Source organism: Serpentinimonas maccroryi (assembly GCF_000828915.1).
Taxonomy (GTDB): Bacteria; Pseudomonadota; Gammaproteobacteria; order Burkholderiales; family Burkholderiaceae_C; genus Serpentinimonas; species Serpentinimonas maccroryi.
The window spans coordinates 63,521-78,482 of record NZ_AP014569.1; the positions used below are offsets into that span (position 1 = coordinate 63,521).

A 14,962-nucleotide genomic window follows, 5' to 3' on the forward strand; every position below is an offset into this window, starting at 1 on the left:
AGCTATCCGCAATCGCTTCCTCGGTTTCTTTCCGTCCCATCACACCCCCACACTGAAATTGTCTTGCTCGGATCATTGAGGTTATCACTTGGAGCTAGGTTCGGATAGATTGTGCTTTTGCAAATGAGCCTGCCGGGTTAGAGTGGGCGCGTTTAGTTATACCCAAATGAACCGAAGGGAAAGTGCGTTGACAAACATCAGCCTGGCGCTCCGAGATCGCCTAGAACACCATCAAATCATCATCTACTTCGCGGCCGTCGTAGTCGCGGCGGCCGTCGCGCTCCTGGTACCGGGCACCGACGCGCTGGAAGGGGCGATCAATCCGGCGCTGGCCCTGATGCTCTTCGTCACCTTCTTGCAGGTGCCGCTTGCTGACCTGGGCCGCGCCTTCACACGCATTCGCTTCTTGGGTGCGTTGCTGACCACCAACTTCCTGATCGTGCCGTTGCTGGTCGCGCTCCTGGTGCAGTTCCTGCCGGCCGACCCGATGGTGAGGCTCGGCGTGCTGCTCGTGCTCCTGACGCCCTGCATCGACTACGTGGTGACGTTCTCGCACATCGGCCGCGCCGACGCCCGTTTGCTGCTGGCCGCCACCCCGATGCTGCTCATTGCGCAAATGCTGCTGCTGCCGGCTTACCTGCGCGTGTTCCTGGGCGACGCAGCGGCCGAGCTGGTGCATCTAGGCCCGTTTGTTCATGCGTTTGTGTGGCTGATCGCCATCCCGCTTGTCCTGGCCGCCCTGGTGCAGTTATGGGCGGCCCGCAGCGGGGCCGGCCAGCGTGTCGCGGCGGGCCTTGGTCTGCTGCCGGTGCCGGCGACGGCGCTGGTTCTGTTCGTCGTCGTGGCTGCGATGGTGCCCCAGCTCGGGGCCGCCATCGAACCCGCTTTGCGGGTGATTCCGCTCTATGTGGCGTTCGCAGTGGTCGCACCCCTCATTGGCTGGACGGTTGCCCGTCTATCGCGCCTCGATGCACCGGCTGGCCGGGCCGTGGCGTTCAGTGCGGGCACGCGCAATTCCCTGGTGGTGCTGCCGCTGGCCCTGGCGGTGCCGGGAGCTATTCCGGTGCTGCCGGCCATCATCGTGACGCAAACGATGGTCGAGCTGGTCGCCTCGGTGATCTACATGCGCCTGATACCGAGGCTCGGGGTGGCCTGAACCGCCCCGGGAATTGAGGAGGCTCCAACGTCTGAGAAGATGGAGCCATGACCACGCCAGACAAGTCGGCACCGTGTCCGCTGGACCATGTCAACCGGCAGTTTCAGGCCAGCCGACCCAATGAGCTGTGGGTGTCAGACTTCACCTATGTCTCCACCTGGCAGGGCTGGTTGTACGTGGCGTTTGTCATCGATGTCTACGCCCGGCGCATCGTGGGCTGGCGGGTCAGCCGCAGCATGCAGACGGACTTCGTGCTGGACGCGCTTGAACCGGCGCTGTATGACCGCCAGCCGGCAGCCCATGCTTTGACGCATCATTGCGACAGGGGCAGTCAATACGTCAGCATTCGCTACACCGAACGCTTGGACCAGGCGGGCATACAGCCCTCGGTTTGATTCACCGCCGGGGACCCTGGAAGACCAAGGAATCCGTGGAGCTGGCCACCCTGCAATGGGTGCACTGGTTCAACCTCGTCCGACTGCTCACGCCAATTGGGGGCATCCCTCCGGCAGAAGCTGAGGCAAACTACTGGGGGCAACTCGCCAACAGCAACACCTCTGAAGAGGTGTCAACTTAAACCAATCGGCCTCCTCGATTCCCGGTGCGGTTCACCGGCGCTACAGTATGCGCGGTGGCTGAGCCGCTGGCACTGGCGACCAAGCCCGCGACCCAATCGGCGGTACCGGCCGACAGCGTCCAGCCCAAGTGGCCGTGTCCGGTGTTGTAGTAAACGTTGGGTTTTTTGCCTCGGCCCACGCGCGGCATCATGTCGGGCATCATCGGGCGCAAACCGGCCCACGGCACCACTTGGCGCGTGTTCACGCCCGGGAAGCACTGGTTCACCCAATCGATCAGGGGCTTGATGCGGTCCGCCCGTATGTCTTTGTTGGCGCCGTTGAATTCGGCTGTGCCCGCGACGCGAAAGCGGTCTGGGCCCAGGCGGCTGGTCACCAGTTTGGTTTCATCGTCCAGCAGGCTCACCCACGGGGCAGCTTGCTGGCTGGCTTCGTCTGGCAGCTGCACGGTGATGGAATAGCCTTTGACCGGGTAGATGTTGACGCGGTCACCCAGTTGGGCGGCCAAGTCGCGGCTGGTGATGCCGGCGCACACCACAAGGCCGTCGAAGCGGTGGGTGGTTTCCCCGGCAGCGTCTTGGGCTGTGACCCAAGCGCTTTGGCCGTCGCTGCGCAGGCGGCGCACTGGCTGCCCGTAGCGGATCGCTGCGCCCAAGCGCTCGGCCGCAGCGGCCAAGCCCACGGTGTATTTGTGGATGTCGCCGGTGGAATCGCTTTCGGTGTAGTAGCCGCCGTAGTACTGGCCAGCCAGCGTGGGTTCGATGGCGCGGATTTCTGCCGGCGTGACGGCCCGGCGCTGCAAACCGCCCGCGGCCAGCAGCTGGCTCACGCGGCCGGCGTGCTCAAAGCCGTTTTGGTCGCGGTATATGTGCAAAATGCCGCGCTTTTCGCTGTTGAAATCTAGCCCTTCGGCGTCGGCCCAAGCAAAAAAGTGCTCGCGCGCGGCAATGGCCAGCTTGGCGGTTGCGGTGGTGTTGCGCTCATAGTGCGGGATGTTGGCCATGAACTCCAGAAACCACGACAGCTTGTGCCAGCTCGGCTTGGGGTTGACCAGCAGCGGTGCATCGCTTTTGAGCATCCACTTGAAGCCCTTGAGAATGGTGGACCAGTGCGTCCACACCTCGGCGTTGGAGGCCGACAACTGACCGCCGTTGGCAAACGAGGTTTCCATGGCCGCGTAGCGGTTTTGCTCGAATAGGGTGACGCTCAAGCCGCGCTTGGCCAAGGCGTAGGCCGTGGTGACGCCGGTGATGCCTCCGCCAACGACTGCGATCGACTTCATGAGTGGGCTCCAAAGTGTCAGAAAGGGCAGGCACACTCCGCTCTGTGCGGAATGCGCGCCCCCTCTGTTTGGAACCTGAGAGATTCATGACCCGTGGCTTTGGGTCACTTGCTCCTGCGGTGGGTCGGGCGATGAGGCCGACCACTCTTCAGAGATTTGCATGGCAAGCGCCGGTCCTTTGGCCTGAGAGTTTCCGGGGCGGTTGCTCCTTCGGCGCCCACCTCAATGAAGGGTGGATCTCTCCCGACGCTTGTGCAGGTAGTGATACCGCAGATGTTACTGCAATACCGGGATTTGTGGCTTAACTGTAGAAAAAAATGCTGGGGCAAGCCCCAGCCCCAGCCCCAGCCCCACCGCCTACAACCCGAGCTGATCGAGCGCCGCCGCGAGTTGCGCCACGCTGCGCTCGGGCTGCGCCAGTTTGTCGAGGCCAAACAGGCCAATGCGAAAGGTGCGCCAGTCGGCCGGTTCGTCGCACATCAGCGGCACACCGGCGGCGCTCTGGATGCCGACGGCGCGAAACTTTTGCCCGTTGTGCAGCAGCGGGTCGCTGGTGTGGCTCACCACCACGCCGGGCGCCTGGTAGCCGGCTGTGGCGACGCTGCGCAGGCCGCGCGACTCGAACAGGGCGCGCACTTGCCGACCGAGCAGGTTTTGCTGCGCACGCGCGCGCTCGAAGCCAAAAGCCTGGGTTTCGAACATGACCTCGCGCAGCCGCACCAGCGCGTCGGTGGGCATGGTGCTGTGGTAGGTGTGGCCGCCGGCTTCGTAAGCCTGCATGACTTGCAGCCATTTTTTCAGGTCGCAGGCAAAGCTGCTGCTGCGCGTGCCCTCGATGGCGGCGCTGGCGCGTTCGCCCAGCACCACCATGGCGCAGGCGGGCGAGCCGCTCCAGCCTTTTTGCGGCGCGCTGATGAGCACATCGACGGCGCAGGCCTGCATGTCCACCCACAGCGCCCCCGAGGCGATGCAGTCGAGCACGAACAGGCCATCGACGGCGCGCACCGCTTCGCCGACGGCGCGCAGGTAGTCGTCGGGCAACAGCAGGCCGGCGGCGGTTTCGACGTGCGGGGCAAACACCACGGCCGGGCGCTCGCGCGCAATGGTGGCCAGCACCTCGTCGAGCGGGCACGGCTGCCAAGGTGCCTGCGGTTCATCGGCGCAGGGGCGGGCTTTGAGCACCAGTTCCTGCGCCGGGATGGCGCCCATCTCGAAAATCTGCGACCAGCGGTAGCTGAACCAGCCGTTGCGCAGCACCAGCACCTTGCGCCCACCGGCAAACTGGCGCGCCACCGCTTCCATGCCAAAGGTGCCGCTGCCCGGCACCAGCGCGGTGGCGTGGCCGTTATAGACCTGTTTGAGCAGGGCCGAGATATCGACCATCACGCGCTGGAAGCGCTGCGACATGTGATTCAGGGCGCGGTCGGTATAGACGACCGAGAACTCGAGCAGGCCGTCGGGGTCGATTTGGGGCAGCAAAGCGGGCATTGGGGCTCCTGTCCTGAAAAAGGGGGGCGTTTGGAGCTTAGCACGTGGCGCCGGGCTGCCGTGCAAGGGCCTACGCGGCTGCGGTGGAATGCCCGGGCGCCGGCACGCCGAAACGCTGCTGCAACGGCGGCAGGTTGAACTGCTCCAGCACCTGCAGCAGGCGCTGGCGCGCGTGGGCGCGTGGCGGGCCGACTTTGCGCGCCAAAATCAGTTCGTTTTTCAGTGAATGCTCCCAGCCCACCAGTTCGGTCACCGTGACCTGGTAGCCATGGGCCTCGAGCTGCAGGCAGCGCAGCACGTTGGTCAGGTGGCTGCCAAACTCGCGCGTGTGCAGCGCGTGACGCCAGAGTTCGCTCAACGGCGCGCGCGGCTGGGGCGCAGCCGCCGACAGGCCCTTGTACTGGCGCAAGGCGGAGGCGACTTCGGCCTGGCAGCACGGCACCAGCACCAGGTGTTGCGCCCGGTGCGCCAGCGCAAAGGCGATGGCGTCGTCGGTGGCGGTGTCGCAGGCGTGCAAGGCGGTGACCACATCGACCACCGGCGCCAGCTCGGCCTGCAGCGCCTGCTGCACCGTGGCGGCGACAAAGCCCATGCGCGCAAAGCCCAGCCGCTGCGCCAGCGCCTGCGCGCTGTGCACCAGTTCGGCGCGCGCCTCGACGCCGATCACCCGGCCTTGGCTGCGCGCCTTGAAAAAACGGTCGTAGAGCAGAAAACCCAAATAGGATTTGCCGCAACCGTGATCGACCAGCGTCACGTCGCCGCGCCGCTGCAGCACGTCGAGCAGCAGCGGCTCGATAAAGTGCAGCAGATGCTGCACCTGCTTGAGCTTGCGCCGGCTGTCCTGGTTCAGGCGGCCGTCGCGCGTAACAATGTGCAGGTGCTGCAGCAGCTCGATCGACTGCCCGCTCAGCAGCGGGTCGGGGGTGTGGGGCGGGGGGCTCATAAGCCCAGCGATTGTGCCAGCGCGTCCATGCGCTGGGTTACCGCGGGGCTCATGTGGATGCTGCGGCCCCATTCGCGCGTGGTTTCGCCGGGCCATTTGTGGGTCGCATCCAGCCCCATCTTGCTGCCCAGGCCGCTGACGGGCGAGGCAAAGTCGAGGTAGTCGATCGGGGTTTGTTCCACCAGCATGCAGTCGCGCGCCGGGTCCATGCGGGTGGTGATGGCCCAGACCACCTCGCGCCAGTCGCGCACGTCGATGTCGTCATCGACGACGACGATAAACTTGGTGTACATGAACTGGCGCAAATGGCTCCAGATGCCCATCATCACCCGCCGCGCGTGGCCGGCATACGCCTTGCGGATGCTGACCAGCGCCAGGCGGTAGCTGCAGCCCTCGGGCGGGAGATAAAAATCCACCACCTCGGGCAGGGCGCGTTGCAGCAGCGGGATGAAGAGCTCGTTGAGCGCCTGCCCGAGCACGGCCGGCTCGTCGGGCGGCTTGCCGGTGTAGGTCGAGTGGTAGATCGGCGCCGTGCGCTGGGTCAGGCGCTGCACCGTGAACACCGGGAACTCGGCGCGTTCGTTGTAGTAGCCGGTGTGGTCGCCATAAGGGCCTTCGAGCGCGTGCTGCCAGCCGCTGGGGTGCAGGGGATCGGGCAGGATATGCCCTTCGAGCACGATTTCGGCTTGGGCCGGCACCTGCAGCGGCACGCCGATTGCGGACGCGACTTCGGTGCGGGCGCCACGCAGCAGGCCGGCAAATTGGTATTCCGAGAGCGCGTCGGGCACCGGTGTCACGGCACCGAGCAGGGTCGCCGGGTCGGCGCCGATGGCCACGGCCAAGGGGAAGGGCTGGCCCGGATGCAAGCGGCAGTGGTCGCGAAAGTCGAGCGCGCCGCCACGGTGCGCCAGCCAGCGCATGATGAGCTGGTTGCGCCCGAGCAGCTGCTGGCGGTAGATGCCCAAGTTCTGGCGCGGCTTGTGCGGCCCGCGTGTGATCACCAGGCCCCAGGTCAGCAGCGGGGCCACGTCGTCGGGCCAGCAGTGCTGTATGGGCAACTGCTGCAGATCGACGTCGGGGCCCTCGAACTGCACCTGTTGGCACGGCGGGCGCTGCAGCACCTGGGGCCGCATGCGCCAAAGCGCGCGCGCCATGGCCGCCAGCTGGGGGGCGTCGCGCAGGCCGCGCGGGGCCTCGGGCTCTTTGAGCTGGGCCAAAAGCTGGCCAAACTGGCGCAGCCCCGCCACCGAATCGAGGCCGCAGGCGCGCGCCACCCGCGCCGGGGTGCCAAACAGGTTGGCCAGCACCGGCATCGGGTAGCCGCTCGGGTGTTCAAACAACAGCGCCGGGCCGCCGGCGCGCAACACCCGGTCGCACAGCGCCGTCATTTCGAGCTTGGGCGAGACCGGCGCGGCGATGCGGCGCAACTCGCCCGCCGCTTCGAGCTGGCTCATGAAGTCGCGCAGGTCGCGGTAGGGCATGGTGGTGTTTTTAAGTTCCGGCGTGGCTAGGGGCCGCGCTGCTGAGCCCGGTCCAGCGCTGGGCGCGTGGGTGCGCCAGCCCGAGCAAGTCGAGCACGCGCATCAGGCTGGCGTCCACCAGATCCTCGATGCTGCGCGGGTGCTGATAAAAAGCCGGCATGGGCGGGCAGATGATGCCGCCCATCTCGGTGACTTGGAGCATGTGGCGCAGGTGGCCCAAGTGCAGCGGCGCTTCGCGCGGCAGCAGGATCAGGCGCCGGCGCTCTTTGAGCATGACGTCGGCGGCGCGCACGATCAGGTTGTCGGCCAAGCTGAGGGCGATCGCTGCCAGGCTGCGCATCGAGCACGGGGCCACCACCATGCCGTGGCAGCGAAAGGAGCCGCTGGCGGGCGCGGCCCCGATGTGGTGCACGTCGTGCAGTTGCGCCACCGCTGCGCGCACATCGTCTGGCCCGAGGTCCAGCTCGTGCTGCAGGGTCAGCCAGCCGGCATCGGAGACCAGCGCATGAACCTCGAGCGCGGGCAGTTCGCGCAGCAGTTGCAGCAGCCGCCAGCCATACACCGCCCCGCTGGCCCCGGTGATGGCCACCAGCAGGCGCTGCACGCTGGGTGGGGCCTCAGGCTGCATGGGGCTGCAGGTGCTCCAAGCCGCGCCGCACCCGGTACAGCACGGCTTCGGCCTGCTCGGGGTCGAAGTCTTCGTGGCGGCGTTTGCGCACGCCGTAAATCTGCAGCTGATGGTGTTGCGCCGGCTCAATGCCGTGGCGGCGCAGGCAGTGCGCGGCGCATGACAGCGGGCAACCGTCGAGCACGACGATCGGGCGCTGCGCGTGGGCGAGCTTGAGCAGCGAGGGCACGTCGCCGCCGACGCCGGCAATGCACGACATCTCGGCCACGCCGCTGCGATCGAGCCGCAGCGCCACGTGGTTGGCCAGTTGCGCGGCACTCGAGCAGCCCGAGCAAGCGTAGATCAAGGGCTTGGGTTTGGAGTCGGGTGCCATTATTGGGCCTGTTCGTGGGGTGCGGGGCGGGATGGGGCGCGAGGTGGCGGCGGGGCTGTGGCGCAGCGGGCATCGAGGCGCTGGCGCAGCCGCTGCAGCAGCGCCGGGGGCGTCCAGTCCGCGTGCCCAAACAGCGGCCAGTCGAGCGCATCGAGCGCGTTCTTGACCACCAGCCCGAGTTCGGTGTCGCCCTGCAGCGACAGGCGGCGGTTGAAAAACAGCGTGTCAGGGTCGTCTAGGCGCTGGGCCAGCCGCAGCAGGTCGCAGGCGTCGGCGCTCAGGGTCAGGTCGGGCTCGGGTTGTGGCGCACAGGGCAGAAACAGGCTGCGCTGCCAAGCGAAGTCAAAGCGCAGACCGGCGTCGCGCACCTGGATGCAAAAACGCTTGCCCTGCATGTGCGCGGCGACGTCGGGCGGCAACTGGCGCGCCAGCACCGCGTTCAAGCCCAGCACCAGCAGCAGCGAGCCGGGGTAGCGCGGCAGCCGGGACAAGACGGCCGCCAGCGGGGCCGGAACGCGCGGGCGCGCAGCGGGTGCCAAGCTGGGGTTCATATGCAGTCGTTCATCCGTTGAGGTAGAGCAAAAGGGCCACAAAGTGGCAGGCGCTGCCACCGAGCACAAACAGGTGCCAGATGCCGTGGCTGTGGCGGATGCGCTCTTTGGCGACATAAAACAGCACGCCCAAGGTGTAGAGCACGCCGCCGCCGAGCAGCCAAGACAAACCGGCCCAACCCAAGGCTTGCCAAAGCGGCCCGATCACTACCAGGGCCAACCAGCCCATGCCTAGGTAGATCGCCAGCGAGAGGATGCGTGAGCCCCGAGCCAGCGGACTGAGCTCGAGCGCAACCCCTAGAGTCGCCAGCGACCAAGATGCAGCCAGCACGAGCCAGCCGGTGCTGCCGGGCAGCGCCAGCAGCGCAAACGGCGTGTAGCTGCCGGCGATGAACAGGTAGATGCTGCAATGATCCAGCTTCTGGAACACGGCTTTGGCCTTGCCACGCAGGCTGTGGTAGAGCGTCGAGGCCAGAAAGAGCGTGACCAAGGTCGCGCCGTAGATGCTGAAGGCCACGATGCGCCAAGGGTCGCCGCTGAGCGCGGCCAAGGTGATGAGCAGCGTGGCCCCAATCAAGGCCAGCGCAGCCCCGACCAAGTGGCTGATGCTGTTGAAGCGTTCGCCGCTGTACATAAACTCAGCTCCGGGCCCAAGGGGCGGTGGCGACACGCGCCAACCCGGGCTGGCCATGCCAGTAGCCATTGCAGTCGGCGCTGGGCAGCAGCTCGAGCAGGGCGCTGCGCGCCGCGGCTGCATCCAGCTGGCCGCTGCGCACGGCGTGGTACAGGTCGATCACGTCGGCCGTGTGCAGCGCCTGCGGCACGATGCGCGCCACTTCCACGCCCAACGCCACCAGATCGGCCCAGCAGTCGATCAGGCTGTGCACTTGCGCCGACTGGGTTTGCAGGCCGTTGAGCACCAAAAACTCGCTTTGCTCGCGCGTGCGCAGCAGCAGGCCCTCGGGGTGTTCGAGGCAGCGAAACTGGCAATCGTCTTTGGGCAGGCGGTGGTGCCGGGCGGTGAAGCAGCGCGCCGAAAAGGCCAGCGGCAGGCGGCCGTGCACCAGCACCTCGGTCTGCAGCGCCGCCGGGCGGCGCGCTTGCAGCAGCGCCAAATCCTCGCGCCGCAGTTCGAGCGCCGCCACCCAGCGCTTGGCGCCTAGGGCGGCGATCCACTCCAGCGCCGGGCCGTTGTAGAGGTTGAGGTGCGGCCCAGCGACGAAAGGCAGCCCCGCAGCCGACAGCACGCCGACCGCGCCCATGTCGTTGGCCTCGACCTCGAACTCGCCATTGGCGACGACGCGCTGCATGGCGCTGACCTCGGAGCCCGATTCGAGCAGCACCTGGGTGGACAGCAGCACCGTCTTGCCGCTCGAGCGCAGCAGCCGCGCGAGCTCGATCCAGTCGCTCAAACGCAGCTCGTGGCGGCGCGAGCACACGGTCTCGCCCAGATAGACCAGATCGACGGGCGTGGCGGCGATGGCGGCGTAGAAATCAAACACCTGCGCGCGCGGCCAGTAGTAGGGCAGGGGTGCCAGCGCCAGCGCCGGGGCGGTGGCCGCAACGGGGCTCGGAGCCAAGGCGGTGGCGCTCATTTCCAGGCCCTCTGATAAGCGCCCAAAGTGTGTTGCTGGCCTTCGGCCACGGCGTCGAGCGCGGCCAGCCACTCGCCCCGCGGGCGGTAGTGCTGCGGCTGGGCCTTGCAGGCGTCGATGGCGGCGCGCCAGACCTGCGTCACCTGCGCCACGTAGGCCGGGCTGCGCTGGCGGCCCTCGATCTTGATGGCGCGCACCCCCATCTGCAGCAGTTGCGGCAGCAGGCTCAGGGTGTTGAGGCTGGTGGGCTCTTCGATGGCGTAGTCGTGGGCGCGCTCGGCGACGTCGTAGCGGCCCTTGCACAGGGTCGGATAACCGGCGTTCTCGTCTGGGCCGTAGCGGTCGATCAGCACCCCGCCTAGGCGCGCTTCTAGGCCAGAGGGTGTTTCGTGCCAGCGCACCGCCTTGGCCGGCGAGCACACGCCGTGGGTGTTGGGCGACTCGCCGGTGACAAAGGACGACAGCGCGCAGCGGCCCTCGACCATCACGCACAGGCTGCCAAAGCCGAAGACCTCGATCTCAACCGAGGTCTTTTGCACCACCTGGCGCACCTGTTCGAGCGCCAGCACGCGCGGCAGCACGGCGCGCACGATGCCAAACTGGCGCTGGTAAAAGTTGATGGCCTCGAAGTTGGTGGCCGAGCCCTGCACCGACAAATGCAGGCGCAGCCCCGGGTGGCGCTGGCAGGCGTAGCGCAGCAACCCCGGGTCGGCCAAAATCACGGCATCGACCCCCAGCGTGACGGCCTGATCCAGCGCCTGCTGCCAGCGCTCGGGCTGCGCCGCTTGGGCGTAGGTGTTGATCGCCAGGTACACTTGGCAACCGCGCGCGTGCGCGTAGGCCAAGCCGCTGGCCAAGGCCGCTTGGTCGAAGTTTAGGCCGGCGAAGTTGCGCGCATTGGTGGCGTCGCGCAGCCCCAGATAGACCGCGTTGGCACCGTGGTCCACGGCTTGCTTGAGCGCGGCCAAGCTACCGGCAGGGCAGATCAAATCCATGCCAGCCACTATACCCCCAGCGCAGGCTGCACAGCGGGGGTAGTAGTGCCTCAGGACGATAGGCCTAGGGGATGATGCCGCTACCGTGGCCCCAAGCGCAGGGCATCGACGGCAGCGCGCACCACGGCCTGGACGTTGCCGTTGGCGCCAAAGCTGCGCCGCAGATAGGTGGCGTGGTTGCCGTCGCGGCCGGCTACGCGCTCGATCTCGTCCAAGCCGGCTTGCGACTCCAGCGCTTGGGCATGCGGGGCCAGCCGGCGCAGCGTGGCCAAGATGTCTTCCCGGATGCTGATGGGCTCGCGCGTCTTGGGGTGCACCAGCAAACCGTCGAGCCCAAAGCGGCAGGCCTGAAAACGGTTGTAGGTGTAAACCAAGTAATCGTCTTCGGCTGGCGGCTCCTCGAGCCGATGCAAGAGGTGGCGGCACAGGGTTTGCAAATAGGCCGCCAAGGCGGCGGCGCGCTCGACCGTCAGCGGCGTGTCGCAGACGCGCAACTCGATGGTGCCGTATTCGGGCTTGGGCCGGATGTCCCAGTAAAAATCTTTCATCGAGCGCACCACGCCGGTCGATTCCATTTTGCTGAAATAGCCTTCGCTGAACTCGTCCCAGCGCAGCACGAAAGGGGCGCGGCCGCTGAGCGGGAAGGCAAAGACCGAGTTCAGGCGCGCCGAATCGAACAAGGTGTCCACCCCTTGCGAGTAGGGCGATGAGGCCGACAAAGCGATGAAATGCGGCACAAAGCGGTTGAGCGAGTGCAGCAAAAACAAAGCCTCGTCGGCCGACTCGCAGCCGATGTGGACGTGCTGACCAAAAATCGTGAATTGCTTGGCCAGATAGCCGTACAGGTTGGAGAGCTGCGCGAAGCGCGGGCGCGCAAAGATGCGCTGCTCGAACCAGCGCTGAAACGGGTGGGTGCCGCCGCCTGCGATTTCAAGGTTGAGCCGGTCGCAGCCCTGCACCAGCGCATCGCGCATGGCGTGCAGTTGCGTCAGCAAGCCGGCGTGGCCGGTGTGGATGCCGGTGGCCACTTCGATCATGCTCTGCGTCATCTCGGGCGTGACCGTGCCCGGGAAGGGCTTGCGTGCGAGCAGCTCGAGCAGGTCGTCGGCGCTGCTCGAGAGGTCGTGGTCGTAGGTGTTGACGAGCTGCAGCTCGAGCTCGACGCCCATGGTCAGGGCGTTGCTGGATTTGAAGGCTTCGAGTCCCATGGTCAGTCTCGGGGTGGGGTTGCAGGGTGGTCGGTCGCCGCCGTCACGTGGGTCTCACGGGCGGCTCTCAGGCAGAGCTGGGTCACCCAGGGCCCGAGCAGGCCCAAGAGCACCATCAGCGCCGCCATGGCGGCAAAGGCGCTCTGGGCGGGCTCGAAGCCGTACAGGCGCGTCTGTTCGAGCAGCAGCACGAAAAAGGCCGACAGCGGCACGAGCGCCAAGCCGCTGAGCAGCCCTTTGCGCAGGGTGATGCCGCTGATGCGGGCCACGGCCAAGCTGCAGGCGGTTTTGCTCAACAAGCGCAGGCCCAGCAGGACCAAGGCGATCCAGATCGATGACCAGACGTCGGCCCAGACGATCAGCGAACCCACATAGACGAACAAAAACACGCCCAGCAATTCACCGATGGAGCCAAAGCCGCGCTGAGCGTTGGTGAGCTGGATGCGGCGCTCGCGCGCCACGATGCCAAACACCAGCGCCGCCAGCAGCGGCGACAGCATCAGGGCGTAGGCGGCGGTGGTCAGCAGCAGCACGGCGAGCGCAAACACCACCGACAGGCTCTGGCTGTGCGCGGCCACGCGGCGCAGCAACCAGGGAATGGCCACACCGATGGCGGCTCCAAGGGCGACCGAAACCGCCAGCGCGTAAACGCTGCCGATGGCGGCGGCCTGCCAGTCGCCGACAGCACGCACGTGCCACAGGCCCACCACCAGTTTGACCAGCAACACCGCCACCAGGCAATTGATGGCGCACAGGTGCATGATGCGCTCGGTCACTTGACCGGCGGCGCGGGTTTCGTGGGCCACGCGCAACAACACCGCCGGCGAGGTCGAAACCGCCAACGCCGCCAGAATCAGCCGCACCTCGAGGCTGAGCTCGAACCAGCCGGTGGCCCAAAACACCACGGCAAAAGTCAGGGCCGACTCAACCAAGCCCAGCAACAGCACCCAGGGGTTGTGGCGCAGCCAGCGCAGGTTGATGCGGTAGCCGAGCTCGAACAGGATCAGCGCCAAGGCCAGGTTGGCCAAAAACGACAAGCCGGTGACGGCGGCGGTCAGGCCGTGCAGGTTGAGCCAGCCGCCCAGCAGGCCGACGGCAAAGTAGGTGCTCACGCGCGGCACGCGCCAGAGCGTGTGCAGGCGTTCGCCGGCCAGCCAAGCCAGCAGCAAGGCCAGCGGCCAGCCCATGGCCTGTACGAAGAAGGGCAGTTCTTGTAGCTGCATCAAATCCATGCTCCTTGCTGTCAAGCAAAAGGTGGTGAGCGATGGCCGGGCGGTACGGCGCCAGCGGGCTTAAGTCTGCTTGCGTCGCGCCGCCACGGCGTCGGCCAGTCCTTGCAGCAGGCCGACGGTGTCGTCCCAGCCGATGCAGGCGTCGGTGATGCTCTGGCCGTAGCACAGGGTGCCGATGGCGTCTTGGCCAGGCGTGAATTTTTGTGCCCCGGCGCACAGGTGGCTTTCGACCATCACGCCCATGATCTGGCGCGATCCGGCGGCGATCTGCTGTCCGATGTCGGTGGCCACTTCGAGCTGGCGCTGGTGCTGCTTGCTGCTGTTGGCGTGGCTGCAGTCTATCATCAGGCGCGGCGTGAGTTTGGCGGCGGCCAATTCGGCGCAGGCGCTGGCCACGTTGGCGGCGTCGTAGTTGGGCGCTTTGCCGCCGCGCAAAATCAGGTGGCAGTCGGGGTTGCCCTTGGTCTGCACGATCGCCACCTGGCCGTTTTTGTGCACCGACAAAAAGTGGTGCCCGCGCGCCGCCGCCAAAATGGCGTCGCTGGCGATGCGGATGTTGCCATCGGTGCCGTTTTTGAAGCCGATGGGCGCGCTCAGGCCCGAGGCCAGTTCGCGGTGCACCTGGCTTTCGGTGGTGCGCGCGCCGATCGCGCCCCAGCTGATCAGGTCGCCGATGTACTGCGGGCTGATGACGTCGAGGAACTCGCTGCCGGCGGGCAGGCCGAGGCGGTTGATGTCGATCAGCAGCTGGCGCGCAATGCGCAAGCCCTCGTCGATGCGAAAGCTGCCGTCGAGGTAGGGGTCGTTGATCAGGCCCTTCCAGCCGACGGTGGTGCGCGGTTTTTCGAAATACACCCGCATCACGATCTCGAGCTGCTCGCGGTGCTGCTCGCGCAGCGGCTGCAGGCGCCGGGCGTAGTCGAGCGCGGCGGCGGGGTCGTGGATCGAGCACGGGCCGACCACCACCAGCAGCCGCTCGTCTTGCCCTTGCACGATGCGGTGGATGTTGCGCCGCGTCTGGCCGATGAGTTGCTCGACCGCGGTGCCACGGATCGGGAAAAAGCGGATCAGGTGTTCGGGAGGCGGCAGCACGGTGATGTCCTCGATGCGTTGGTCGTCGGTCAGGCTGGTGCGATCGATCGGGTGCGTGTGCCAGTAGTCGGCGGGGGCGGCGGCGGTAGTGCTCATGGTCAAACTCCTTGAAGGGGGTGGCTGCGAAAGGGGTGGGGTGTCGCTTAGGGGCGAGGGCAAAAAAAAACCGCCGGAGGGTTTCCGACGGTTTTTTGGGCGCCTGCGGCCGGTTTTATGGGGCCGCACTCATCGCTCTCTGCCGTCGGTGACGCGTGAGAACCAAAAGCTGGCAAAATAAAAGCGGGCGGCTTGCATGGGCGACAATGTAGCACATTTGCAGTGCCCCAGCCTGCTGCCTTCGTATCCCCCGCGCGCTCCCCCGGT

General features: G+C 66.6%; 14 protein-coding genes, 1 pseudogene and 1 riboswitch. Of the genes and pseudogenes, 2 read left to right on the forward strand and 13 right to left on the reverse strand.

Annotated features, from left to right (window positions below; all coding sequences use genetic code 11):
- Window positions 1-187: 187 nt before the first annotated feature.
- Together SMCB_RS00335 and SMCB_RS00340 are read left to right on the forward strand one after the other, a co-directional pair.
- On the forward strand, window positions 188-1,156 hold the full coding sequence (locus tag SMCB_RS00335) for an arsenic resistance protein (protein ID WP_284738211.1): 969 nt from the start codon (window positions 188-190) through the stop codon (window positions 1,154-1,156).
- A gap of 50 nt (window positions 1,157-1,206) precedes the next feature.
- A pseudogene (locus SMCB_RS00340) lies at window positions 1,207-1,733 on the forward strand (IS3 family transposase); the annotation flags it as partial.
- On the opposite strand, the gene SMCB_RS00345 reads toward SMCB_RS00340, so the two are convergent.
- The 13 genes from SMCB_RS00345 to SMCB_RS00405 form a co-directional block, all read right to left on the reverse strand.
- Entirely contained in the window at window positions 1,730-3,013 is a 1,284-nt protein-coding gene (locus tag SMCB_RS00345; protein ID WP_045534253.1) for a D-amino acid dehydrogenase, read from the reverse strand. The pseudogene SMCB_RS00340 and the gene SMCB_RS00345 overlap by 4 nt on opposite strands.
- 161 nt (window positions 3,014-3,174) lie before the next feature.
- Window positions 3,175-3,269, reverse strand: a riboswitch (glycine riboswitch).
- Between the two features lie 101 nt (window positions 3,270-3,370).
- Window positions 3,371-4,501, reverse strand: a complete 1,131-nt coding sequence (locus SMCB_RS00350) for a pyridoxal-phosphate-dependent aminotransferase family protein (RefSeq protein WP_045534255.1) — start codon at window positions 4,499-4,501, stop codon at window positions 3,371-3,373.
- A 70-nt stretch (window positions 4,502-4,571) separates the two neighbouring features.
- Window positions 4,572-5,444 carry a class I SAM-dependent methyltransferase gene (locus SMCB_RS00355; RefSeq protein WP_045534257.1) on the reverse strand — a complete coding sequence of 291 codons (873 nt, stop codon included), beginning with the start codon at window positions 5,442-5,444 and terminating at the stop codon, window positions 4,572-4,574.
- Window positions 5,441-6,925: a 4-hydroxy-3-polyprenylbenzoate decarboxylase gene (gene ubiD / locus SMCB_RS00360; RefSeq protein ID WP_034114071.1), complete on the reverse strand. Its 1,485-nt coding sequence runs from the start codon at window positions 6,923-6,925 to the stop codon at window positions 5,441-5,443. The genes SMCB_RS00355 and ubiD overlap by 4 nt, the downstream gene beginning before the upstream one ends.
- A gap of 10 nt (window positions 6,926-6,935) precedes the next feature.
- The gene (locus SMCB_RS00365) at window positions 6,936-7,553 is read right to left on the reverse strand and encodes a UbiX family flavin prenyltransferase (protein ID WP_034114073.1); all 618 of its coding nucleotides are present in this window, start codon (window positions 7,551-7,553) and stop codon (window positions 6,936-6,938) included.
- A complete protein-coding gene (locus SMCB_RS00370; protein WP_034114075.1) occupies window positions 7,543-7,926 on the reverse strand; it encodes a putative zinc-binding protein in 384 nt (127 codons plus the stop codon). The genes SMCB_RS00365 and SMCB_RS00370 overlap by 11 nt, the downstream gene beginning before the upstream one ends.
- Window positions 7,926-8,477 (reverse strand): ubiquinone anaerobic biosynthesis accessory factor UbiT, encoded by a 552-nt coding sequence (gene ubiT, locus SMCB_RS00375; protein ID WP_082027131.1) that lies wholly within the window; start codon window positions 8,475-8,477, stop codon window positions 7,926-7,928. Before ubiT ends, SMCB_RS00370 begins: the two co-directional genes overlap by 1 nt.
- 10 nt (window positions 8,478-8,487) lie before the next feature.
- On the reverse strand, window positions 8,488-9,111 hold the full coding sequence (trhA, locus tag SMCB_RS00380; RefSeq protein WP_045534259.1) for a PAQR family membrane homeostasis protein TrhA: 624 nt from the start codon (window positions 9,109-9,111) through the stop codon (window positions 8,488-8,490).
- Window positions 9,112-9,115: 4 nt separating this feature from the next.
- Window positions 9,116-10,072, reverse strand: a complete 957-nt coding sequence (locus SMCB_RS00385) for a U32 family peptidase (protein WP_045534260.1) — start codon at window positions 10,070-10,072, stop codon at window positions 9,116-9,118.
- Complete coding sequence (ubiU, locus tag SMCB_RS00390) at window positions 10,069-11,067, reverse strand: ubiquinone anaerobic biosynthesis protein UbiU (protein WP_045534264.1); 999 nt, start codon at window positions 11,065-11,067, stop codon at window positions 10,069-10,071. The genes SMCB_RS00385 and ubiU overlap by 4 nt, the downstream gene beginning before the upstream one ends.
- A gap of 80 nt (window positions 11,068-11,147) precedes the next feature.
- On the reverse strand, window positions 11,148-12,275 hold the full coding sequence (locus tag SMCB_RS00395) for a YbdK family carboxylate-amine ligase (RefSeq protein WP_045534265.1): 1,128 nt from the start codon (window positions 12,273-12,275) through the stop codon (window positions 11,148-11,150).
- 2 nt (window positions 12,276-12,277) lie between these two features.
- A complete protein-coding gene (locus SMCB_RS00400) occupies window positions 12,278-13,498 on the reverse strand; it encodes a cation:proton antiporter (protein WP_045537273.1) in 1,221 nt (406 codons plus the stop codon).
- Window positions 13,499-13,567: 69 nt separating this feature from the next.
- Complete coding sequence (locus SMCB_RS00405; RefSeq protein WP_045534266.1) at window positions 13,568-14,695, reverse strand: 3-deoxy-7-phosphoheptulonate synthase; 1,128 nt, start codon at window positions 14,693-14,695, stop codon at window positions 13,568-13,570.
- Between the last annotated feature and the right edge of the window lie 267 nt (window positions 14,696-14,962).